The sequence below is a fragment of the Flavisolibacter tropicus genome (assembly GCF_001644645.1).
Lineage (GTDB): Bacteria > Bacteroidota > Bacteroidia > Chitinophagales > Chitinophagaceae > Flavisolibacter > Flavisolibacter tropicus.
The window spans coordinates 784,950-806,321 of sequence record NZ_CP011390.1; the positions used below are offsets into that span (position 1 = coordinate 784,950).

Annotated in this window: 21 protein-coding genes and 1 tRNA gene; 13 read left to right on the forward strand and 9 right to left on the reverse strand. The window is 38.6% G+C overall.

Annotated elements, in window-relative coordinates; all coding sequences use genetic code 11:
• Window positions 1-73 precede the first annotated feature (73 nt).
• On the forward strand, window positions 74-415 hold the full coding sequence (locus SY85_RS03160) for a hypothetical protein (RefSeq protein ID WP_066401772.1): 342 nt from the start codon (window positions 74-76) through the stop codon (window positions 413-415).
• A 183-nt stretch (window positions 416-598) separates the two neighbouring features.
• Here the strand turns inward: SY85_RS03160 and uxuA are convergent, their stop codons facing one another.
• Entirely contained in the window at window positions 599-1,771 is a 1,173-nt protein-coding gene (uxuA, locus tag SY85_RS03165; RefSeq protein ID WP_226998982.1) for a mannonate dehydratase, read from the reverse strand.
• 25 nt (window positions 1,772-1,796) lie between these two features.
• Window positions 1,797-2,609: an SDR family oxidoreductase gene (locus tag SY85_RS03170; protein WP_066401773.1), complete on the reverse strand. Its 813-nt coding sequence runs from the start codon at window positions 2,607-2,609 to the stop codon at window positions 1,797-1,799.
• 137 nt (window positions 2,610-2,746) lie between these two features.
• Here SY85_RS03170 and SY85_RS03175 point away from each other — a divergent pair, with 137 nt between their 5' ends.
• The 7 genes from SY85_RS03175 to SY85_RS03205 all read left to right on the forward strand — a co-directional run bounded on the left by SY85_RS03175 (window position 2,747) and on the right by SY85_RS03205 (window position 7,423).
• Window positions 2,747-3,751 (forward strand): LacI family DNA-binding transcriptional regulator, encoded by a 1,005-nt coding sequence (locus SY85_RS03175; RefSeq protein ID WP_066401774.1) that lies wholly within the window; start codon window positions 2,747-2,749, stop codon window positions 3,749-3,751.
• A 150-nt stretch (window positions 3,752-3,901) separates the two neighbouring features.
• A complete protein-coding gene (locus SY85_RS03180) occupies window positions 3,902-4,144 on the forward strand; it encodes a hypothetical protein (protein ID WP_066401775.1) in 243 nt (80 codons plus the stop codon).
• Window positions 4,131-4,667, forward strand: coding sequence for a hypothetical protein (locus SY85_RS03185; protein ID WP_066401776.1), 537 nt, complete (start codon window positions 4,131-4,133; stop codon window positions 4,665-4,667). The genes SY85_RS03180 and SY85_RS03185 overlap by 14 nt, the downstream gene beginning before the upstream one ends.
• A 391-nt stretch (window positions 4,668-5,058) precedes the next feature.
• Window positions 5,059-5,634 (forward strand): Crp/Fnr family transcriptional regulator, encoded by a 576-nt coding sequence (locus SY85_RS03190; protein ID WP_066401777.1) that lies wholly within the window; start codon window positions 5,059-5,061, stop codon window positions 5,632-5,634.
• 70 nt (window positions 5,635-5,704) lie between these two features.
• Window positions 5,705-6,199 (forward strand): carboxymuconolactone decarboxylase family protein, encoded by a 495-nt coding sequence (locus SY85_RS03195; protein WP_066409284.1) that lies wholly within the window; start codon window positions 5,705-5,707, stop codon window positions 6,197-6,199.
• Between the two features lie 330 nt (window positions 6,200-6,529).
• Window positions 6,530-6,949: a response regulator gene (locus SY85_RS03200; protein WP_066401778.1), complete on the forward strand. Its 420-nt coding sequence runs from the start codon at window positions 6,530-6,532 to the stop codon at window positions 6,947-6,949.
• 54 nt (window positions 6,950-7,003) lie between these two features.
• Window positions 7,004-7,423: a response regulator gene (locus SY85_RS03205; RefSeq protein ID WP_066401779.1), complete on the forward strand. Its 420-nt coding sequence runs from the start codon at window positions 7,004-7,006 to the stop codon at window positions 7,421-7,423.
• Window positions 7,424-7,833: 410 nt separating this feature from the next.
• Here the strand turns inward: SY85_RS03205 and SY85_RS03215 are convergent, their stop codons facing one another.
• The 5 genes from SY85_RS03215 to SY85_RS03235 all read right to left on the reverse strand — a co-directional run bounded on the left by SY85_RS03215 (window position 7,834) and on the right by SY85_RS03235 (window position 13,567).
• Window positions 7,834-9,582: a serine hydrolase gene (locus SY85_RS03215; RefSeq protein WP_066401781.1), complete on the reverse strand. Its 1,749-nt coding sequence runs from the start codon at window positions 9,580-9,582 to the stop codon at window positions 7,834-7,836.
• 72 nt (window positions 9,583-9,654) lie between these two features.
• Window positions 9,655-11,043: a serine hydrolase domain-containing protein gene (locus tag SY85_RS03220; RefSeq protein WP_158512925.1), complete on the reverse strand. Its 1,389-nt coding sequence runs from the start codon at window positions 11,041-11,043 to the stop codon at window positions 9,655-9,657.
• A 125-nt stretch (window positions 11,044-11,168) separates the two neighbouring features.
• On the reverse strand, window positions 11,169-12,413 hold the full coding sequence (locus SY85_RS03225; protein WP_066401782.1) for a hypothetical protein: 1,245 nt from the start codon (window positions 12,411-12,413) through the stop codon (window positions 11,169-11,171).
• A 231-nt stretch (window positions 12,414-12,644) separates the two neighbouring features.
• Window positions 12,645-12,944 carry a winged helix-turn-helix domain-containing protein gene (locus SY85_RS03230; RefSeq protein ID WP_066401783.1) on the reverse strand — a complete coding sequence of 100 codons (300 nt, stop codon included), beginning with the start codon at window positions 12,942-12,944 and terminating at the stop codon, window positions 12,645-12,647.
• Window positions 12,941-13,567: a hypothetical protein gene (locus SY85_RS03235; RefSeq protein ID WP_066401784.1), complete on the reverse strand. Its 627-nt coding sequence runs from the start codon at window positions 13,565-13,567 to the stop codon at window positions 12,941-12,943. Before SY85_RS03235 ends, SY85_RS03230 begins: the two co-directional genes overlap by 4 nt.
• Window positions 13,568-14,432: 865 nt before the next feature.
• Here SY85_RS03235 and SY85_RS03240 point away from each other — a divergent pair.
• Genes SY85_RS03240 through SY85_RS03260 form a run of 5 tightly spaced genes read left to right on the forward strand, consistent with a single transcriptional unit; the run spans window position 14,433 to window position 18,950 of the window.
• The gene (locus SY85_RS03240; RefSeq protein WP_066401785.1) at window positions 14,433-15,512 is read left to right on the forward strand and encodes a DegT/DnrJ/EryC1/StrS family aminotransferase; all 1,080 of its coding nucleotides are present in this window, start codon (window positions 14,433-14,435) and stop codon (window positions 15,510-15,512) included.
• Window positions 15,509-16,198 carry a WbqC family protein gene (locus SY85_RS03245; protein WP_066401786.1) on the forward strand — a complete coding sequence of 230 codons (690 nt, stop codon included), beginning with the start codon at window positions 15,509-15,511 and terminating at the stop codon, window positions 16,196-16,198. Before SY85_RS03240 ends, SY85_RS03245 begins: the two co-directional genes overlap by 4 nt.
• A gap of 35 nt (window positions 16,199-16,233) precedes the next feature.
• Window positions 16,234-17,235, forward strand: a complete 1,002-nt coding sequence (locus SY85_RS03250) for a hypothetical protein (RefSeq protein ID WP_066401787.1) — start codon at window positions 16,234-16,236, stop codon at window positions 17,233-17,235.
• Window positions 17,236-17,278: 43 nt separating this feature from the next.
• On the forward strand, window positions 17,279-17,977 hold the full coding sequence (locus SY85_RS03255; RefSeq protein ID WP_066401788.1) for a class I SAM-dependent DNA methyltransferase: 699 nt from the start codon (window positions 17,279-17,281) through the stop codon (window positions 17,975-17,977).
• 28 nt (window positions 17,978-18,005) lie between these two features.
• Window positions 18,006-18,950 carry a glycosyltransferase family 2 protein gene (locus tag SY85_RS03260; RefSeq protein ID WP_066401789.1) on the forward strand — a complete coding sequence of 315 codons (945 nt, stop codon included), beginning with the start codon at window positions 18,006-18,008 and terminating at the stop codon, window positions 18,948-18,950.
• Window positions 18,951-19,112: 162 nt separating this feature from the next.
• Here SY85_RS03260 and SY85_RS03265 read toward each other — a convergent pair.
• Window positions 19,113-19,197 (reverse strand) — tRNA-Ser (locus SY85_RS03265).
• 44 nt (window positions 19,198-19,241) lie between these two features.
• Window positions 19,242-21,353: an endonuclease MutS2 gene (locus SY85_RS03270; RefSeq protein ID WP_066401790.1), complete on the reverse strand. Its 2,112-nt coding sequence runs from the start codon at window positions 21,351-21,353 to the stop codon at window positions 19,242-19,244.
• Window positions 21,354-21,372: the final 19 nt, after the last annotated feature.

Sequence of the window (21,372 nt, forward strand, 5' to 3'; positions counted from 1 at the left end):
CAAGAAAAGCTTGTTTTTAGTTGAAGAAATACTTTTATCTTTCGACAGCAATTTTATTTCTAAACAAAACTTTATGAGAAAGCTCTCCGTAGTCCTGTTTTTATCTGTAGCGGTGGTTTTGTCTTTTTGTACTTCTTCTAAAAAAGCACAAATCGCTCCCGTTAAAATGACATATGTCGCTAACGTTCAACCTATTATTTCTGGTAATTGTTCTCCTTGTCATATACCAACACAAGGAAATAAAACGCCTTATAACACCTATCAGGCCGTTAAGACTGATATCGACGAGATCCTTACACGCATTCAAAAGAACCCTGGTGAAAGAGGATTCATGCCATTTAAGCATGCTAAGCTTTCCGATTCTACTATTTTGGTTTTAACGAATTGGAAGAAAGATGGCTTGCTTGAAAAATAAGAAATGATACTTTATAAATAGTAAAAGCCGGTATGCAATCATACCGGCTTTTTATTTGTCTAATGAAGTTTCTATTAAAAACAAAAGTCTATTTCCCAATCATAATATTCAGTACGCCAATTTGATGATAGAGGACAGTAGACAGCGGGCTACTATCATCTGTCAACTGTCCCCTGTAAACTATTAGCTTAAAGATCGTAAAATCCCATATTCCAATCCTCTTAATTCAGCTAGCCCTCTTAATCTTCCAATAGCTGAATAACCGGGATTGGTTTTCTTTTTCAAATCGTCCAACATTTGGTGGCCATGGTCCGGACGCATAGGAATATCTACCTGGCGTTCCTGCATTACTTCTACCAACGCTTTTACAACTTTATACATATCTACATCACCATCTAAATGATTGTCTTCAAAAAAATCCCCGTTCTCATTGCGGCGCGTACTTCTGAGATGCACAAAATTGATTCGATCTCCAAATTGCTTAACGATGCCCGGCAGGTCATTATCCGGCCGCACACCAAAAGATCCGGTACAAAAGCATAAGCCATTGTGTAGTGAGGGTACTGCCTTAATCAATTCTTCAATATCTTTTGCAGTGCTTACCACTCTTGGTAAGCCTAGTATAGCGTTTGGCGGGTCGTCTGGATGAATAACCATGTGTACGCCGGCTGATTCAGCTACCGGTACTACTTCTTTTAAGAAATGTACCAAGTGACTTTGAAGCTTTGTGGCGTCTATACCTTTATAAGTGTCTAATGCTTCCTGGAATTGTTGCAGCGTAAAGCTCTCTTCACTGCCTGGCAAGCCTGCAATAATGTTACGTTGTAGCAGCAAGCGTTCTTCATCACTCATTGCCTTAAACCGATCTTCGGCCCGCTTTATTTCTTCGGCTGTATAGTCGCGTTCAGCACCCTGTCTTTTCAAGAGAAACAAGTCAAACGCTATAAAGGCGGCTTTTTCAAAGCGCAATGCCTTCGAACCATCAGCTACTGTATAACTAAGATCCGTACGTGTCCAATCCAGTACCGGCATAAAGTTGTACGTTACGATTCTGATGCCACAGTCGCCTAGATTTTTAATGGAAGCCTTATAGTTTTCAATGTATTGCTCAAATCCTGCACTTTGTGTTTTTATGGCTTCATGTACCGGCACACTCTCTACCACCAGCCAATGCATGCCCGCCTCTTCTACTTCGCGCTTGCGTTTTAATATTTCTTCACTACTCCATACCTCTCCATTAGGAATATGATGTAAGGCTGTAACCACACCAGTACATCCTGCTTGCCGTATATCGGAAAGACTAACCGGATCGTTAGGGCCAAACCATCTCATGGTTTGTTGCATGCTATTTTTCATAAGTTCAATCGTTTTTAAAGTCTAATTATACACCTCCAAATATGGAGAAACCACCATCCACACAAATCATGGCTCCTGTTACAAATTGCGATGCATCGCTAAGCAACCAAACTAAGGCGCCTTTCAGTTCATCAGGGCTCCCAAAGCGCTTAAATGGCGTTTGCCTGATTACCAACTCTCCCCGTTCAGTATAACCGCCTTCCGGCTTAGTTAGCAAATTTCTGTTTTGTTCAGTAAGAAAAAAGCCAGGTGCCAATGCATTCATGCGTATTTTATCGCCATAACGCTTGCCTAATTCCACCGCAAACCACTGCGTATAGCAATCTACAGCCGCTTTTCCCATATTATAACCCAACACCTTGGTAATGGCTCTTTTTGAGTTCATGGAAGATATATTTACAATGCTTCCTTTCCCTGTTTGGGAAATGGCCTTGCCAAATACCTGTGTAGGCAATAGGGTTCCCCAAAGATTTAGGTCCATTACCTTCCGCATGCCATCCATGTTCATGGAGAAAACGTCTTCATCAGGCTGTAACACACCATCGGGCATATTGCCACCTGCTGCATTCACCAATCCATCTATTTTTCCAAAGGCTGCCAACACTTTCTCTTTGGCCTGCTCTAATTGTTCCTGGTTCATAACATCGGCTACTAAGGCAATGGCTTCCCCGCCTTTTGCAGTGATAGCTGCCGCCCTTTCTTCTGCCACTTGCGCCTGACGGCCTAGTATTCCTACAGTGCCTCCTGCTTCCACAATGGCATCTACAAAAGCGCCACCTAAAATACCAGTGCCACCTGTTACTACAATAACTTTTCCGGATAATGAGAATTGGTCCATTCGTCTAAAGGGTTGATTTTCCGGTAAGGTGTATCTTTTTTCAGAATAGCCGTTAGCCCGTTCCGACTTTTTTTACGGAAACGTTCCCGAAATCGATTTCGTTTCCTCAAATTTGGAAAGTGATTATATTGTAGTTTATGAGTACGGTCAACCTGAAGCAACTGGCTAAAGAATTGAATCTTTCTGTTTCCACGGTGTCAAAAGCGTTTAAGAACAGCTATGACATTAGCGAGGCAACAAGAGAACGCATCTTGACAAGGGCAAAACAGCTTAACTACCAACCCAATCCTTATGCGGCGGGCTTGCGTACACAACGTAGCCAAACCATTGCTGTTGTGATTCCGGAAATAGCCAACAATTTTTTTGTACAGGCCATTAATGGAATTGAAACAGTAGCCCAGGGAATGGGATATCATGTAATGATCTATCTCACGCATGAAGATCAAAGTAAAGAGCAGGCTTTTTTACAACACTTGCAAAATGGACGAGTAGACGCCATACTATTATCACTATCCTCAGGTAAAGACCATGCGCAGCAATTGAAAGAGCTACAAAAAAGAGATATTCCCATTGTGCTGTTCGACCGTATAGATACGCAAGTAGATGCTATTAAAATACAGACTGATAATATAGAGAGTAGCTATAAGGCCACTACACACCTGATAGAAGCTGGTTGCAAAAAGATCGCGCATCTTACCCTTTCAGAAAAATTAGCCATCAGCAACGATCGTTTAGAGGGATATAAACGAGCACTTAAAGATGCTGGCCTGAAGTTTAAGAAAGAACTGGTAGTCGATTGCAGTCTTACTAAAAATAATGAAGACCAGATTGTGCAACTGTTGCAGAAATTAAGACCTGATGGACTCTTTAGCGGTTTTGAGAAGTTGGCCTTGCAAACTTACCAGGTTTGCGAGAAGTTGAACGTAAATATTCCCAACGATCTAAAACTGATTTCCTTTTCTAACCTGCCAATTGCAGAATTGTTGAACCCTGGATTGAGTGTAGTTGTACAACCTGCTTTTGAAATAGGCAAAGTAGCTGCTGAAATGATATTTGAATTGTTGAAAATAAAAGGCAGTAACAGAATTAAAACTATTACCATTCCTTCGCATTTGATCAAGAGAAAATCAACAGGTAATTAGTGTAGGCAATCTATTATGCTATTCTGCTTCTCACCCCGTTGCTATGTTTTGCATTAGTGTTAGGCAAAGGAAGCAACACTACGGCTTACAGGTATTTACAAATACTCCCCCCATTCTTCCATTGCCAATAAGGTAAATTGACAAACAGAAATGGAAATAATAATTAAACAAGTTGATCCAGCCGATACCCAAGTGCTAAAATTGATTGGTAAACCGGATGCTTACCAGATCAGCCTGTATGGCATTGAGAAATGTAATCTGGAATCGCCCAAATCGTTGAATAAGAACGACGCTTATATGTTAGGCGCCTTTTCTGGTGATCAGCTGGTAGGCATAGGCGGGGTAAAAATAATAGACAGCTATTCTGAAATAAAAAGAATTGATCAGCAATGAAAAGGATGGCGATGTAGAGGTGTTTTCAAGTTATAGTTCACGCACAGTAAATAACTTTTGGAATCTCCTGTTCTATAATACCCAAACGGGTCAAATTAATATATTAGACGAAAATCGCCGGATGGTGATCACCAGTATGGAGTATAAAGTACACCCACCGGCTACGATAGGTGTAATTTTCTACGAGATAAAGGTAGCCGACTATAATAAAGACGGTCTGCAGGACCATAAGGATCCCACCTACCTTTTTGTATCCAACCACGATGGAACTACATTTAGACAACTGTCTCCCAATGAAATCAATCTTACCCATTGGCAGTTGTTAGCCAAATCCTCTCTTGTGCTGATGCAGGGTACAAGAAACAGTAACAATGACAAGAAATTTGATGAAGAAGACGAAACAGTGGTTTACCAGTTTGATTTAAACAAGAACACGGTTCCTGCTGAACCCTTTTCCAAAGATCTGGTAGAGCGTTTAAAGCTTACTCTGTGGAAACACTGGGGGCAGCAAAAAAAGGGCTAGTGCCAGTTGGTTACTTTTCGGTTAAGCTTTCTCTTTGGGTTGCTTTTGTGTTTGTTTGAGAGTTGTTTTTCCCCGCTTCGGAAATCTTCGAACAATTCCAAAACAATGGTAAAAGAATGACGGAAGAAAAGCTTAAATAAGAAGATGTGGGAGGAGGCTACAAAGATAATATTGCTAGTTGTAAAATGAAACTATTCTATAGTTGATTATCGTTGTTTGCTAACTGTCGTTATGTTTTATGACCAACAATCTTAGTATGTGTAGAAGTAATAACTTTTATTGGACTATGGATGAAAACAACAGTAGTGGTTCAGGGGATTAATAAAAGTACAAGTGGTTATGTAAATTTGTGAGTTGCAGGCAATTTTAAGTAATATCACTGACTAACATTATGTCTGAAATATTTAAGAATCATATAGAGAAGTTCATCAAAATTAATGTTAAAGAATTTGAGGACATTTTCTCCTTTTTTCAACTGCAACAGGTGAGAAAGAAAGAGAACGTACTTGTTGAAGGGAACGTTTGTAAATACCATTATTTTGTTCTTAAAGGCTGTTTGCGTAAGTTCTTTCTTACGGAAAAAGGTACAGAGCAAACCACTGAATTTGCCATTGAAACCTGGTGGATGACAGATCATATTTCTTACGAACGCCGGTTGCCATCCGAATTCTTTATTCAGGCGGTAGAAAACACTGAAGTATTACGCATTGACAGTCACTCGCAGGAAGAACTACTGAAGGCTTTTCCTAAAATGGAACGCTATTTCCGGTTCATTTATCAACGGGCTTTTGCAGCTTCACAGATGCGTATAAAATACTTGTATGATCTTTCTAAAGAAGATTTCTTCCAGCATTTCAATAAGCTTTATCCTGAGTTTGTACAAAGGATCCCTCAGCATTTAATCGCTTCCTTTTTAGGATTTACACCAGAGTACTTAAGTGAAATTCGAAAAAGATCACATTCTTAAACCAGTTTAAGTTTTTCCTGTTTTCTGTTGTTGACCTTTGCCCTATCAAAAAAATTAAATGGTAATAAAAATGGAAAACAGATTAAATATCAACCAGGTAGAACCTCAGGCATATAAAGCTATGTACGCATTGGAAGGCTATTTAGCATCCTCTCAGCTGAAAAAATCACACAAGGAGCTGATAAAAATTCGAGCTTCTCAAATCAACCGTTGTTCATTTTGTATTGATATGCACACAAAAGATGCGCTTAAAAATGGTGAAACGGCTCAGCGTATATTTTTACTGAATGCCTGGAATGAAACGGATTTATTTACCGACGAAGAGAAAGCTATATTGGCCATAACTGAAGAAGTAACACTCGTTCATCAACAAGGATTAACCGACGAAACGTACAAAGCAGCTGAAAAGCTTTTTGATGAGCAATATATTGCCCAGCTTATAATGGCTGTGGTAACAATAAATGCATGGAACCGGATTGCCGTCAGCACCAACCTGGGTGTAGAAATAAAAGTAGATCCTTCTTTTACCAACGATCCTCACCCTACCCTACAGCCAACCAATTAAATCTAACAGGAACTCGTTGTAGTTAATAAAACTAGCTAGCGGCGGGTTCTTGTTTTCTTGCAGTACTGATGTTAGCAGTAAAACTGATCAGGCTATTATTGAAAGAGCATCAGTAGTCCTCAAAAGCACATTCAATTTAAGAATGAATTCTACTGCCGTTGTATAAGCCAAAGCAGTAGCATTGCTTATTTCTTTGTAAGATAGTTTGTGTTCTCTTCAACAATAATGTAATTAACAAGAAAGTCACTTATCTATTGTTGGTATCTATAGTAAACGTGTTACAGAGCTGGTTCTGGTCTAAATTTTTCTACAATAAGAAAAAGAACGGTTATGATCAATGGCCCTATTGTGATTATTGATGATGATAAAGACGACCAGGAAATTTACGCTGAAGCTATCAAAGCTATTGGTTTTACCAATGACATACATTTCTTTAACGGGGGCAAGGAAGCGTTAGATTATTTAAACACCACAGAAGAGCAACCATTTATACTCTTGTCTGATATCAACATGCCTGGGATGACAGGATTGGAGCTTAAGAAGAGTATAGAAGACGATCCTTACTTAAAAGCGAAGGGCATACCCTTTGTGTTTATTTCTACTAATGCTACAAAAGTATCCGTGCGCCATGCTTATGCCTTGAGTGTGCAAGGTTATTTTCAAAAGCCAGACAATATGGAAGAGATAAAAGAAATGTTGCAGACCTTATTTTCCTATTGGACTCGTTGCAAACACATTAACAGTACCTGATCTTTCCTATGAATAACCTTAGACAAGTTTATTAAATACGTTTTAAAACATTTTATGAAGAGAACAACTTTTTCCCTTTTAGTGGTAGACGATGACGAAGACGACCGTATGATCATAGATGATGCCTTTCTTGAAATAGGCTATGCAGGCCAGGTTAAGAAGTTCATGAATGGAAAAATGTTGTTTGATTACCTGGAACAAATAGACCCTTCTTTCTATCCATCCCTGATCGTTTTAGATAATACGTTGCCAAAGATGGGTGCAGAAGATATTCTTACGCTTTTGAAGGAAAGCCCTGCTTACCAGTCTATTCCTGTGGTTGTATATACTACATCCCTATCTCCTTCCAGGCAAGAAAAACTTTTGCAAAAAGGTGTATATGCCTGTTATCAAAAAGGGGAAGTGATGGAAAAGGTGATTGAATTGGCTAAACAGTTAAGAGAATTGGCTGAAAGCAACAGTCCAAAGGAATAAGGCTTGTACCGTACAGCCTTATTCCTTTATTAATTAATAAGGGCAGCCAGAAGGCTGCCCTTTATCTAAGTTTTCATCGTTCTTCGTCAAACGCACCATTCACTCTTCACTCGTTATTCATAGTGTATTCTTTCACACTTGCCACACTCACAATTATATATAGCCAATCATCGTGCCAAACGCCATTCACTATTATTTTTTAGTGTCAACCTGTTTGTTTACCATTGGCCACGTCGTTATGGTATCAATAACAGACCCTTGGAGCATAGGTACAAAAAGTCGTACAGGTTGGGCTATTAATGAGATCATCAATAGCGGCGTAAAAGAAAATATGATATTCCATAAAAGGATGGTCACTATTGTTGTAACATAAATACGAACAGTAGCTTTGCTTGATCTTTCCTTTTGCATTAAAGATGACTGTCTGGATTGTTCAAGCGCGTGAAGGGAATATTGTGGATCACAGGATTGGTGTAATCGAGTGCCACTATTTTGCCCGACTTATCGCGTTTAAAGCGCATCAGCATACGGCCTAATTGAAAAGTGTCGGTATCTACTGGCTTTAAGGGCAAACTATACGATGGTGTGTGTTCAATAGTAGCCAGGAGACCATCCCCTTTCGATCTTATTTGGAAAACAATTCCTATTTCATCGCTGCTATATCGTCCGGCAAATGCCTTCAGTTCTTCTATTGTGTGGGCATAGGGCTTAGCACGACGATAGCGGGTGGTTTTGCCATCCATAGACTTAAGTTCAAACTGGTCGGGAAAGAGGAAATTGACTGTAAACTCGTCACCTGACATATATTGCAAGGAAGTTCCCCAGCGTTTAAAATGATCCTTTGCTTGCGCCACCAGTGCAGGGCCGTCGTCAAAACGAAGTCTGCCGTGGTCCACTACTAATCGTAGTGGCTCTCCGGTAGTTTCACTCCAATACAATCCTGTTCGACTATTCAAGTTGAGTATTACTGTATCCACACCATCGGCAGCTATTGGTGGTATTGTGTTATCAGCCGTTGAGGTTGTTGTAGCAGGCAGGTATAGTGATGCTATGCGATGTGCCATGTTAGATGTGCCCATGGCATCTGTATTACACATTAGTGCAATAGAAAGTCCTTGTTCCGAAAAACGGCCTAGCCAGGTGCTATAGCCAGCGGCGCCACCACTGTGCCACACTTCTTTAGTACCCCGAAAAGTATCCAGGAAAAGCCCGCGTGCATATCCAAGCTTCCTACCCTGGTTCAGTATGGCCGGCTCTTGCAGTTTCTGTGTAACAAAGCTTCCCAGGCGGTTGTTTGTTAGTGCGTCGTTCCAGATCAACAGGTCACTTGGTGTGCTAAGCAAGCCACCGCCGCCACCACGATCCTTGTCCAGCTTCATGGACATCGACCAACCTTTGCTCCCTTTATCATAAGCAAGGGCGCGGTCTTTCACAATTACTTTCATGTCTGTGCGGTAGGCCGTATGTTGCATGCCCAGTGGTTCAAACAAACGTTTATGGGTGAAGTCGTCGAACGACATTCCGCTTGTGCGTGCCACAATCTCTTTTAGTAATACATAGCCGCTGTTAGAATAAGAAAATTCATCGCCAGGCGCAAAATTGAGCCCCTTCTGGCGTAAGATCAAGGTCAGGGCGTCTTCATTACCTGCAGTAAGCGATATGATGCCTGTCCAATCGCGGATACCGCTGGTATGAGTGAGCAGGTGGTCTAACGTTATCTTCTTACCGTAATCCGGTAATTCAGGAATATACTTGTGTATGTCTTCAGTAAGTGAGAGCTTTCCTTCTTCTACAAGGAGCAATGTTGAGGCTGCCACAAACTGCTTTACTACAGATGCCGCATCAAAGACTGAATTGGTGCTTATAGCTACATTGCGCTCCAGGTCAGCTGCACCGAAGCCTTTGTTATAGACCACCTTGCCGTTTTGAGAGACTGCACAGGCGCATCCGGGTGTTTCTACTGTGGCCCAGTTGAAGATCTTATCGATCTCATTGGATTTGTCTTGAGCGTAACTGTTGACGCCACCATGCAAAGTGATGAATACTACTAATACCTGAAAGAAAAACGGCATCGGTGCAGATGGGCAGGTGGCACGGCATTTAGAAAGAGTATATATTCTATTAGGCGTATTGCGGTTCATGATGTTTGATACTTGCATATGGTTGGATTTTTTTTAGCGGACTAGCTAATTTGAATATGCGTAATTACTTTTCAGATGCTATTACGACGGTTAGCCTTCCTTGGTAAATACCTTCTCCCGGCCATTACGAATAACCGTCATCTCTTTTTTTGCTGTGTCAAATAGAAACTCGACGGGAGCCGATTCAATCTTAAATCTATCAGGAGCTGTTGGCACTAGCGGAATTGCAGACTGATTGGTCAATTGAACAAAAAGTTTTGTACCATCCCTGGTTACTGTAAATTTTACGGGAGCACCAGCACTTGAATAAACGCCTACATATTTTTCCAGCTCTTCTGTACTAATGGCTATTGATTCAAAACTGGGTATTGTAAATGGCTTATTGTAATAAATGTCAAAAACGCCATCTATGATATTGGATACCGGGTACACTTTTGCGTTAGTAGCGTAAGAAACAACAAGCTTTTCTTCTGGTTGGTAAACGAGCCAGGATCCAAAGTTGTCAATGCCACCTGTATGCCCATAAAAGGTTTTGCCGTTGTAGGTAAAGGTGGTCATACCTAATTGATTTTGCATCATTTGAGCAAGGCTTGCTTTTGAAACGATCTTCTCGTTGAAGAGTGCCTGAATGAATTTAGCCTGGTCGGCTGGCGTGGAGATCATGGCGCCTGATCCGAATAGAATACTGTTATGCGTTATGGGCAGCTGTTCCCAGTCGCGGCTATACCTGTAAGAAAAACTTTCATTATGGTTCGCATCAATATTCCCGGTGCCCATGTAGGTATCCTTAAGCCCGATCTTTGAAGCGATCTGTTTTTTAAAGGCTTCATTGTAGGATTTGCCGGTTACCTTTTCTACGATAGAGCCCAAAATAAAATAACCGGAATTGCTGTAAGCATATTTTGTATCGGGTTCAAAATCAGCCTTGCTTTTAGCAATAAAAGTCATCATATCCTCTTTAGATATTCCACTTGTTCTGTGCGTTCGCACATCCTGGTCTTCTGATACGTCATGAATGCCACTTCGGTGTGCAAGGATATTGGCTATTGTGATTTTATTGGAATTGGGGATCTGTGGATAGAATTTGTCTAGGTGGTCTGTCAGTTTTAGTCTGCCTTCCTCTGCAAGTTGAAAGATCAGGGCAGCCGTGAACATTTTTGTAACGGAACCGATACGGTACTTGGTAGCTGCTGTTGCCGGTTTCTTGTCGATACCATTGATCTGGCTATAACCGATAGAACGTGTGTATTGAACATTTGCATCTTTGGAAATAAACAGGCTTCCCATGGCCTTATCCTTTTCTGACAGACGGTCAAAGAATTGATCAAGTTTGGCTTTGTCCAGCGGCTGTGCGTATGCTGCAGTACACAAGGTCAGTGCCATTAGTAAGATCAATAACGTTTTACATTTTATCATCATTAATAAGCTGCTGCGGTGTATGGTTACAGCTACATTATGGGCTGGTTGCATCTCTCTCATAGTAATTGCGGTTTGTTTTTTATTGAGTATAGTGTGAATAAAAGAACTTTGCGTTTCAAAGTAAATGGGCAAAAAAACATGCGGTCTTATTTCTTGCGTAAGAAGTAAGCCGCACATCTTCGTTTTTATTTAAATCCAAATAGGAGCGGGAATAAAAAAGTGACGATCGTTACCCAGAAAAAGTAAACAGGCAGGTAAAAGGAAATAGTTCTTCCTACTACTTCAATGTTCGTCTTTTTGGCAACTACCCTGAATAGCTGTGTAGTGACCAATAAAAGATGGATCAGGATAAGAACATTTGCGCCCAGTACGGCGGCCCTATTAGGTGTCAATCCCCATTCTGAGATCCGGAATAAGATAGCCGAAAGCGCAATGCCATTCACAATAATGGTAACAGCGGAAAGCAATAACAATACCCATATCTCCGGTTGGCGTTGGGTAGTATTCGCTGCTTCAGCAACTGAAAAGAAAATGATGGCCATAACACCAATCAGTAGTGCATTGAAGATCATTAAAAACTCACGATCATTATATGGGTCTTTGCCAGAATAAATCATGGCTACCAGATAAGCGACCAACATCACCAACACCAGCGGACTGAATAGTTTGGCAATGACTGGTGATACCTTGCCTACTAATTGCGGATTCGATTGTGTAAGGTAGGTACCTAAAATGGGCACAGCAGGTAGACAAAAAAACACAATGTTCTCAAAATAGAATTGTCTGATGTCAAAGCCTATTAAAGTGAATAGCCCAATTGTAATACCAGAAAGAATGCCGCCTGCAATTATAATCAATGTCGTCATCACCACCACATCACCATTATACTTTAAAAAGCCAAGTCGCTTGTTTATGTTGTCTCGCCACTCTCCTACAAATGCAAATCCAAGAATAAACCATAGAAACAAGACCATGTGAATACAGGATAGGATCAATGTATCACTCTTTGCAACATTTGGAAGTGAATTGATGAAAAGCAGGCCTGCTAGAGTTAGGCCAGCCATTAGCGCTATTTTACCGGTTGCTACTTTATTCTTCCAGGCGAAGTAAGCCGTTAATACGGGAAATAAAATAAAGCCGATGTTTCTTGGATAGAAAAATTCTTCTTTAATACCAAGTAAAGCTGGAAGTTTTGCAATGATCCCTGCTATTAATGCGCCAATGATCACCAGTAGTAATTCCTTTCGTGTGCCCCAGTTGATGGAATCGGATTCATAATTCAATCTTTCGTTCCAGAAGTCAGCAAGTGGGTTGCCTTGGAGTTCCGGGTAAAGTGTACTAAACGCTTGCTTAAAGGGTAATTTATTAGTCCGGTACATCCTTTCGAGATGTCTTGCATCGTTTAGGTGGGAAAGTATTTCGTCTCTCATGTCTTTATACTTTGAAAGGTTTGGTCAATAGTTGTATGTTAGTTTACAATGGACAAGTGACTTTACTGATCGTTAAAGCACTTTGAAATTCAAAGTGTAAGGATAAAAAAAAGTTTTTCCTTTTGATACGCAAAGTGAATAGCAGCACAATACCTGTGGAGTTTTAAATGATTTATGTCCAATATTATTTACACTAAACATTGTTTGTTGATTTAGGTTTGTTATTCCTATTTATTTCTGCGATTTAATAAGTTTTTCCAATGCAGCAAGATGATCAACAAATGCTTTCTTGCCCAGTTTGGTCATAAAATATTTTGTATTCGGTTTTTTGCCAATGAATGACTTTTCTACACCAATGAATTCTTCCTTTTCCAATGCTTTAATATGGCTGGCAAGGTTACCATCGGTCACATCCAGGTATTCCTTAAGCGAATTAAAATCCAGGCTATCGTTAACTGCCAGTACCGACATAATTCCTAGTCTAATTCTACTCTCAAATGCTTTATGTAAACTGTTGATTGATATTTTCATCTTTCGTATCGGTAGTGCAAATAAACACCATAAATAATATGGACAACGCCAAAACCTAAAGCCCAGAATAATAATCCATATCCAACAAAGTATGAGCTGATCAAACCCAACCCTATTTGTATGAGTCCTAAACTTCTTACTTCTTCATAAGTGTACTTGCTGACATTATATAAAGCCAAGCCATAAAATAATAAAGTAAAAGGTGCAACGAAGCCAATCAATCCTTTAGAGATCAAAATAAGAACCAGAAGTCCACCTGTAATAAGAGGGATGGCCATATTAATCAAGGCACGCTTAGAAGTTGGGTTCCATAGTTTTTCACCTCTTTTTCTTGCCTTTTGATAGGAAAGAAAAAGAGCTGTGCCAATAGCCAATAGTAGTACGGTAAGCGCTAAGAAAATAACCTTTAATAATCCTGTAGATATAATACCTGGATCAATGGAGTTGTAAATAACCTCGTCAGGATTAAAATAAAAAACTTTATAGGCAATAAATGCGCCTGCTAATGCATAAATACCGGCCATTATACCTGCCAGTCCGGAGAGAGCCAGAAATTTAGAAGAACGCTCCATCATAGAACGCATCTCTGCAATATCCTGGATATAATCCTGTTTTTCTTTCATTTAAAAGTACTTTGCCGATCAAAGCTATATTAAAAAATGTGGTTATACAAACATTGGTTGAATTATTTGACAGTTCTTCCGTTTTAAAGCATTTAATGTTGACTTCAATAGCATATAAAAACTGAGGTTCCAAATTGAAGGGAAATGACAACAATATTCACTTCGTTTATTGTGTCGCTATTTAGATTAAATAGTACATTCCTCTTATAAAATTAATTTCATGGAAAAAGTATTCAACTGTATAACTTCTTTATTTAAAACATATTATCTTTAAAAAAGAACTAGATACTATATTCTTCAGGTAGCGAATTACAACTAATACTATGAAAGAATATTTTTTCGTTTACCAATTATTATATCTAGATAAACCAGAAGAAGTAATTAAAGTCAAATAACTAGCTTTTAAATTCCTTATTCCAATATTCTTATGTAGCAATGGATTTAACATCCTTTCAAAACCAGCTACATTTTTCCGACCCCATTATATTGATAACTAATAAGCTCATCTATTTGTAACTAATCTGCAAAGTGATGAAAAAATTTTGCTTGTTATAATTAGTATCATAGTATGTTTTTTTATTCTAAAGAATAGCCATAAATAGATTTTAATGTTGTCATCAGGGTTATAAATATTTCAAATTTTATAAAACAGATCGTTCAAACTTGAAATAGTTACTACAAAAAGAGGATAAAAACTTGAAATAAAATACGGTATTTATAATATGAGGAGAAAGAGAAGGGAACTAAATATTCGAGACTCCCAGCAATTAAGTTGCTTTTCTTCCCTATTACTCTTCGCTTCCATTTTCAAGATTTAAATACACGTTGCACATAAACTCTATCTAAACACCAAAAGTGAGCGTGAATGATTAATGTTACTAAAGCCTATTTACCTGAATTAGATGAGTACTACTGTTACTTAAAAGACATTTGGGAAAGGTGTTGGCTAACCAACTACGGTCCATTAGTAGTAGAGCTAGAAAAGAAGCTTAAGGAGCACCTAGGTGTTAAACACATCTTTTTTGTTAACAATGGAACGTTTGCTTTACAGTTAGCCATTCGATCCCTGGCTCTAAAAGGGGAAATAATTACTACTCCGTTTTCATATGTAGCTACTACTTCCAGTATTGTTTGGGAAGGTTGTGCTCCTGTTTTTGTAGATATAGATAGAGAAAGCTTGTGCATAGACCCAGAGTTAATAGAAGCCGCTATTACGCCTAATACAGTGGCTATTCTGGCTACCCATGTTTTTGGAAACCCCTGTGATCTTGAAAAGATAGCTGCCATTGCTCTCAAGCACGATCTAAAACTTTTGTATGATTCGGCTCATGCATTTGGAGTGAAGTATTATGGAAAATCAGTTTTAAACTATGGTGATATTTCAACATTGAGTTTTCATGCCACTAAACTTTTCCATACAGTAGAAGGCGGTGCTATCATTACAGATGATGATGATCTGGCTTTTAAGATTTCCTATATGGTCAACTTTGGACATGATGGTCCAGAAAAGTTTCATGGATTGGGTATTAATGGAAAGAATTCTGAGTTTCATGCAGCCATGGGACTTTGTGTTTTACCTAAAGTATCATGTTTAATGGCAAAACGAAAACAGATAAGCGAGCTGTACGATAGTTTATTAATGGGAATGGGTTTGAAAAGGCCTTTTATCAGAGATGCTGTTCAATACAATTATGCCTACTACCCTATTATTTTTCCTACGGAAGAAAAAATGTTATGTGCACAGAAAAAGCTAAATGCAAATGATATTTTTCCCAGGCGTTATTTCTATCCGGCACTATCAACATTGAGTTATGTGAAAAGTAATAATAGCAAAGTAGCGGAAGATATTGCTCCGCGAATCCTGTGCCTTCCGCTGTATTACGATTTAACGGAAGAAAGCGTTTACCAAATTGCCAGAATTATTAAATCTTGCTTACTAGCATGAAAGTTGGGATAATGCAACCATATATTTTTCCTTATATCGGTTATTATCAACTCATTCAAGCGGTAGATAAGTTTATTCTTTTGGATGATGTTAGTTATATCAATCGCGGATGGATCAACCGTAATAGGATACTGGTTAATGGTCAGGAATATTTATTTAGTATACCTTTAGAAAAGTCCTCTCAAAACAAACTGATCAAAAATTTAGTTATCGCAGAGGTAGTTAATTGGCAGGAGAAGTTCTTAAAAACAATTAGCTATAGTTATAAAAAAGCACCTGGCTATTCTACTGTATTTCCATTAATAGAAGACATTGTTTCAAATAAGGATAAGCAGCTATCTGGGTTCATTCATTACAGCCTCACAAAAATTTTAGCTTATCTGAATGTGGAAACAAGAATTGTATCAAGCTCTAGTGTTTATAATAATGAATACTTAAAAGGCAAGGAACGTATTATGGATATCTGTCAAAAGGAATATGCCACAGTGTATATAAATGCCATTGGAGGAAAGGAGCTGTATAAGATAGATGATTTTGCTGATAAGAAGATTAAGCTCCGTTTTATTAAGTCAAGATTCTCGAAGCAAACAACAAATGGGAATGCGGCACTTTCCATGATTGATGTTCTCATGAATCATTCAAAGGAAGAAGTGAAAGCGATGCTAAATTTTTATGATTTGGAATAAAAATATAAAAGTGAAGATGTTTAGCTAATTACATTATGATTGAAGTAAAACATGAATTGATTCCACTAACAGCACCTTCACGCTGGCATGAGGTATTGCGAGATATACCTCATTCGTTTGGGCATACCTGGGAAAGTTGTTATGCCATGAGTCTTACTACTGGATATCCTACCTTTCTATATCATTTCCAAGATAAAGAAACCAGAATCGCTTGCCCAATAGCCGAACGTGCGTATAATGGACATATCGATATTGTAACACCCTATGGCTTTTCTGGCTTTGTTGGTAATACGGATTATCACAACTTTCAAAATGAATGGAAGGTCTTTGCACAGTCCAAAGGGTATGTTTGTGGATATATTGGTTTGAATCCATTATTTGAAAATGCCAGTTACGTAGATAAGCATGAGGTATTTGAAAATAGTGATCTGTATGTTCTCAATTTAGAGTTAGAGATGCATCAGTTAGTTGCCAATCTTTCAATAAACCGTAAAAGGCAGCTAAAGCGCTATGAAGATCAAAAACAGCATATCCATCACAATGAAAGAGAATTGAATGAATTCTTTTTATCCAATTACACTCCTTTCTTCAATCAAAAGCAACATGCCAGTGTTTATGATTTAACACAGGAAACATTATTGACATTAACAGAGTCAGAAAATGTTTTCCTGAATGGCATTTATGAAGGCAAAGAATTGAAAGCAGTTTCTATGTATGGATTTACTCCTTATTGTGCGGAATATCTATTCACTATTTCTTTTGAAAGAGATCTTACGTTTCCATTAATATGGAATGCCATTGGATATTTAAAAAGTATAGGAGTGCCAAGACTAAATCTAGGTGGAGGCGTTAAAAAGGGTGATTCGATTGCGGCGTTTAAAGAACGATTTGGCAGTATAAAACTGCCTCTTAAATGCTTGAAGCAAGTTTATAATCATGCTGTATATGAGACCTTGAATGAGCAAGCCAATGCTGATGTTTCAATCGATGGATACTTTCCCGCCTATAGAAATAGACAAATTGTTGAAATGAAGTAAGTCATTTGATTAATGTAATTGTTTACTCTTTTAAGTTGCCTTTATGTTTACAAAGTCAGCAGCGTTTTATGATGCGCTTTATCATTTTAAGGATTATGAATTGGCCTGTTCAGCGTTAGATCAGTTGATCCAAGAAATGAATCCTGGTGCTAAAACATTATTGGATGTAGGATGTGGCACAGGCAAGCATTTGAAATATTTGCAAAACGACTATCAGGCAGATGGGTTAGACTTAAATCCTGAGTTGCTAAGTATTGCACAAAAACGGTGTCCTGAAGTAACATTTCATGAAGCCGATATGACCTGCTTCAACCTAAACAAATCTTATGATGTAATAGTCTCTCTGTTTAGTTCCATTGCTTATGTAAGAACATTTGAAAACCTTAAAAAGACATTGCAAAGCATGGTGCAGCATTTAAACCATGGGGGACTCATTGTAATAGAACCATGGATCTATCCAGAAAATTATTGGCTGGGAAGGCTAACGGCCAACTATGTTGACCAACCCGACCTAAAAATATCCTGGATGTATGTAAGTGAAAAAATGGATTCTTCATCCCTTTTTAATATTTATTATATGGTAGGAACCAAACAGGGTATATCCACATTTAATGAAGAACACGTTATGGGATTATGGACAGATGCTGAATATAGAGAAGCCTTTATACGTGCAGGAATAGAGCCACAATATGATGCAAAAGGTTTCTTTGGTAGGGGTATGTATTTCGGTGTAAAACAATAATTTTTTTTTCATCCCTAATAAAATATTCATGAAAGTAAGTGTATGGATAACGGCTTATAATCATGAAAGGTTTATTGAACAAGCTCTGGATAGTGTGTTACGTCAGAAAACCAATTTTGATTTTGAAGTGGTAATAGGTGAAGATTGTTCTTCAGATCGTACACGTGAAATTATACTACGGTATAAAGCGCAGTATACTGATAAGATAAAGCTTTTTCTACCTGATAAGAATTTAGGTGTGAATCCTATGTTTTATGCCTCCTTCCCCTTATGTGATGGTGACTATATTGCTTGGCTTGATGGAGATGACTACTGGACTGATGATTATAAATTACAGAAGCAGGTTGACTTTTTAGAGCAGAACCCGGAGTTTGTAATGTGTACGCACAAACTGTATGTTCAGGATGAAATTCTCAATATTAGTTATGAATCAGAAGATGAAGGGGGTGACAATGAGAATATCTTAACCATTAGGGATTTCCTTGAAATAAGGAATCCGGTCTTTCCGGTCTCTGTCATACATAGAAATGTACTTGGGGGAAAATTGCCGGAATGGTTTAAAACCCTACCCTTTGCAGATCTGGGCTTTTATTTTCTCTTATTTAAGTATGGAGTAGTTAAGCAGTTAAAAGATAACATGGCTGTTTATAGAATACACAAGGCGGGTAGCTACCAGGGAAATACAGAATATAAGAATTTTAATGACCTACTTAGCTTTTTCCAGATTTTAGTTCAACACATAGACCCAGCCTTAAAAGAACAAATAGAAGCAACGATATGCAGGCTTAGTTTGATTTTATTAAAAATGAATATGGAAAAACGAAAATTTAAAGAAGCCTGGAAGAATTTAGATTGTTTGAAAACAAACCACTTTAAGCAGGTAGATAAATATCTGTGGAAATCGTTGAAAAAATCTACCCCAACTTATATTAAACATCCATTTAAAAGAATTGCCTCAATTTTTAATGGATGAAATCTCAATCAAAAAGAGTTTTTAAGATTTTGTTGGTTTCTTTATTAACAAATGAGCAGAATTAGTAGCAAATAGCTGGTTTTAAGTTGTTGAATTGAATAATAAAAGGTACTAAAACAAAAATCCCTGCTAGTGTTAGCAGGGATAATGTCTTTATTAGAGCGGAGAGAGAGGGATTCGAACCCCCGGACCTGTTACAGTCAACGGTTTTCAAGACCGCCGCATTCGACCGCTCTGCCATCTCTCCGCGGCAAAAGTAAGGGGAGAGATTTTAATAGCAAAAACTTTTCTTTATTGTTCTGCAGATTTTTTTTCTTGAATCAATACCAAGTTCTCTAAATCGACTTGCATAGGGAGTAGTCCGATCTTTACCACGGCTTTCTTTCCACGCAATTCCAACACTTCGCCTACTTGTAGATTGCGTTTCATTTTTACTTTATCACCTATCTTAATTTCGCCGCCAATCTCTTCGTACTTGCTGTCCAGTTGTTTTTGTTTCTTACTTACTACTTGCTTGTTCTCAGTTTTATTGAATAACAGAGCCGCCATTTCTTTCACCACTTTGTTCTTATCCTCTTCTTTTTTCCAGGCTATAACCATTTGTCGGAGCTTACGCTCCATATCTTTTAAATAAGTCAGACGGTCTTCTGTAACCTTATTCTGCTGTTTAAGCACCTCTACTTGCTGGCGGTGCCGCTCTCGGTCCATCACTTGCTCCATTTCTTTTTTCAAGCGCTCATTTTCTTTTAAGAGCTTATGCAGGTCTTTTTCCTTCCCTTCCATACGGCGTAAATCCTGTTCTGTTCGGTTTAATAACTTGTCTAACTTAAAATGGTCTTCATCCACTAAGCTGCGGGCTCTTTCAATTAGTTTTTTATCAAGGCCAATACGTTCGGCAATAGAGAATGTATATGAACTACCGGGCTTTCCAATAATTAACTTGTATAATGGCATCAGGCTATTTTCATCAAATGCCATGGCACCATTAATAATACCCGGTGTTTTATTGGCCATCACCTTCAAGTTCAAGTAGTGAGTGGTAACAATTCCCATGGCATGTTTCCGACCCAGTTCTTCCAGGATTACTTCTGCAAAGGCACCACCTAAGTTGGGATCACTACCGCTACCCAGTTCGTCAATGAAGAAAAGTGTTTTTCCATTGGCTGTCTCCATGAAATGTTTCATGCTAAGCAAATGGCTACTATAGGTACTTAGCTCAAACTCCAGGCTCTGCGTATCGCCAATATGAATCATTACTTGCTTAAAAATGCCAAACTCTGACGAAGGGTGTACTGGTACCAATAGTCCACTTTGCACCATCATTTGCAGTAAGCCGACTGTTTTCATAGTAACCGTTTTACCACCGGCATTAGGTCCGCTGATTACCAGTATACGTTTGTTTTCATCTAAAGTCAGGTTGGTTGGTATGGTAGGCTTTCCTGTCCTTAGGTTATATAAATATAAAAGCGGGTGTAATGCATTAATTAAGTGGATAAGTGCTTTATCGTGAACAACAGGAAACTCACCTCTTATAGCTATACCGAACTGTGCTTTGGCATGTATGAAATCGTACTCTCCTACTATTTTATGATAAGTTGTGAGCAAAGAAGCAAATACGGATAAACGCTTTGTAAGTTCTTTTAGGATGCGATAAACCTCTTTACGTTCAGCGTTTTCCAGTTCATAAATATCATTATTTAACTCAATGGTTTCCTCTGGTTCTATAAATGTGGTTCGGCGACTATCGCTTTCTCCATGCAGTATACCCTTTACCGTACGCTTTTGTTCAGCAAATACAGCCACAACTCTTCGGCCATTCATAAAGCTCTCTTCAATATCAGCCAAGTAGCCCTGCTTATTTAGCTTACTAATTATCCTATCAAACACCCGGCGAAGTTCATTGCGCTTACGATAAAGCCCCATGCGGATGGACTGCAACTCAGCGCTGGCATTATCTTTTACATTGCCAGATTCATCAATCACTTCATCAATCAAGGCCAGAATAGCTTTTTCATAATAGGTACCTTCTATCACATAAGCCAAAGCGCCGAATGCGGTTTTCCTTTCCTGATCAAACCACCTGAATATTTTTTCAATACTGGTAGCTAGTTTGCGAAAAGACACCAATTGCTCGCCTGTAAGTAAGGCTCCTTCAATCTGGAGTAAACGTAATTCTTTTGCCAGATTAAGGATATAATCATTAGGGAAATAGATACCGTTTTGCAGTAATTGTTTGAATTCAAACGTTTGGCGTAGCTCCCTATCTATATAGTCCTTTCGGGTATGTATACGTAAATTGGCAGCTTTTTCTTTAGCATATTCAGACCGACACTTCTCAAGGAGTAGGTTCTTAATTTTATCAAATTCAAGCTGTACTGTTGCTGATTCCGGATATAACTTCATGAAATTCTTAACGAAAATT

Bases quoted from the DNA above. Each gene is read 5' to 3' on its own strand.
- SY85_RS03175 (WP_066401774.1), top strand. From the start codon at position 2,747: ATGAGTACGGTCAACCTGAAGCAACTGGCTAAAGAATTGAATCTTTCT.
- SY85_RS03225 (WP_066401782.1), bottom strand. From the start codon at position 12,413: ATGAGAGACGAAATACTTTCCCACCTAAACGATGCAAGACATCTCGAA.
- SY85_RS03240 (WP_066401785.1), top strand. From the start codon at position 14,433: ATGATTAATGTTACTAAAGCCTATTTACCTGAATTAGATGAGTACTAC.
- SY85_RS03245 (WP_066401786.1), top strand. From the start codon at position 15,509: ATGAAAGTTGGGATAATGCAACCATATATTTTTCCTTATATCGGTTAT.
- SY85_RS03260 (WP_066401789.1), top strand. From the start codon at position 18,006: ATGAAAGTAAGTGTATGGATAACGGCTTATAATCATGAAAGGTTTATT.
- SY85_RS03160 (WP_066401772.1), top strand. From the start codon at position 74: ATGAGAAAGCTCTCCGTAGTCCTGTTTTTATCTGTAGCGGTGGTTTTG.
- SY85_RS03205 (WP_066401779.1), top strand. From the start codon at position 7,004: ATGAAGAGAACAACTTTTTCCCTTTTAGTGGTAGACGATGACGAAGAC.
- SY85_RS03270 (WP_066401790.1), bottom strand. From the start codon at position 21,353: ATGAAGTTATATCCGGAATCAGCAACAGTACAGCTTGAATTTGATAAA.
- SY85_RS03195 (WP_066409284.1), top strand. From the start codon at position 5,705: ATGGAAAACAGATTAAATATCAACCAGGTAGAACCTCAGGCATATAAA.
- SY85_RS03200 (WP_066401778.1), top strand. From the start codon at position 6,530: ATGATCAATGGCCCTATTGTGATTATTGATGATGATAAAGACGACCAG.
- SY85_RS03250 (WP_066401787.1), top strand. From the start codon at position 16,234: ATGATTGAAGTAAAACATGAATTGATTCCACTAACAGCACCTTCACGC.
- SY85_RS03235 (WP_066401784.1), bottom strand. From the start codon at position 13,567: ATGAAAGAAAAACAGGATTATATCCAGGATATTGCAGAGATGCGTTCT.
- SY85_RS03255 (WP_066401788.1), top strand. From the start codon at position 17,279: ATGTTTACAAAGTCAGCAGCGTTTTATGATGCGCTTTATCATTTTAAG.
- uxuA (WP_226998982.1), bottom strand. From the start codon at position 1,771: ATGAAAAATAGCATGCAACAAACCATGAGATGGTTTGGCCCTAACGAT.
- SY85_RS03230 (WP_066401783.1), bottom strand. From the start codon at position 12,944: ATGAAAATATCAATCAACAGTTTACATAAAGCATTTGAGAGTAGAATT.
- SY85_RS03220 (WP_158512925.1), bottom strand. From the start codon at position 11,043: ATGAGAGAGATGCAACCAGCCCATAATGTAGCTGTAACCATACACCGC.
- SY85_RS03170 (WP_066401773.1), bottom strand. From the start codon at position 2,609: ATGGACCAATTCTCATTATCCGGAAAAGTTATTGTAGTAACAGGTGGC.
- SY85_RS03180 (WP_066401775.1), top strand. From the start codon at position 3,902: ATGGAAATAATAATTAAACAAGTTGATCCAGCCGATACCCAAGTGCTA.
- SY85_RS03215 (WP_066401781.1), bottom strand. From the start codon at position 9,582: ATGCAAGTATCAAACATCATGAACCGCAATACGCCTAATAGAATATAT.
- SY85_RS03190 (WP_066401777.1), top strand. From the start codon at position 5,059: ATGTCTGAAATATTTAAGAATCATATAGAGAAGTTCATCAAAATTAAT.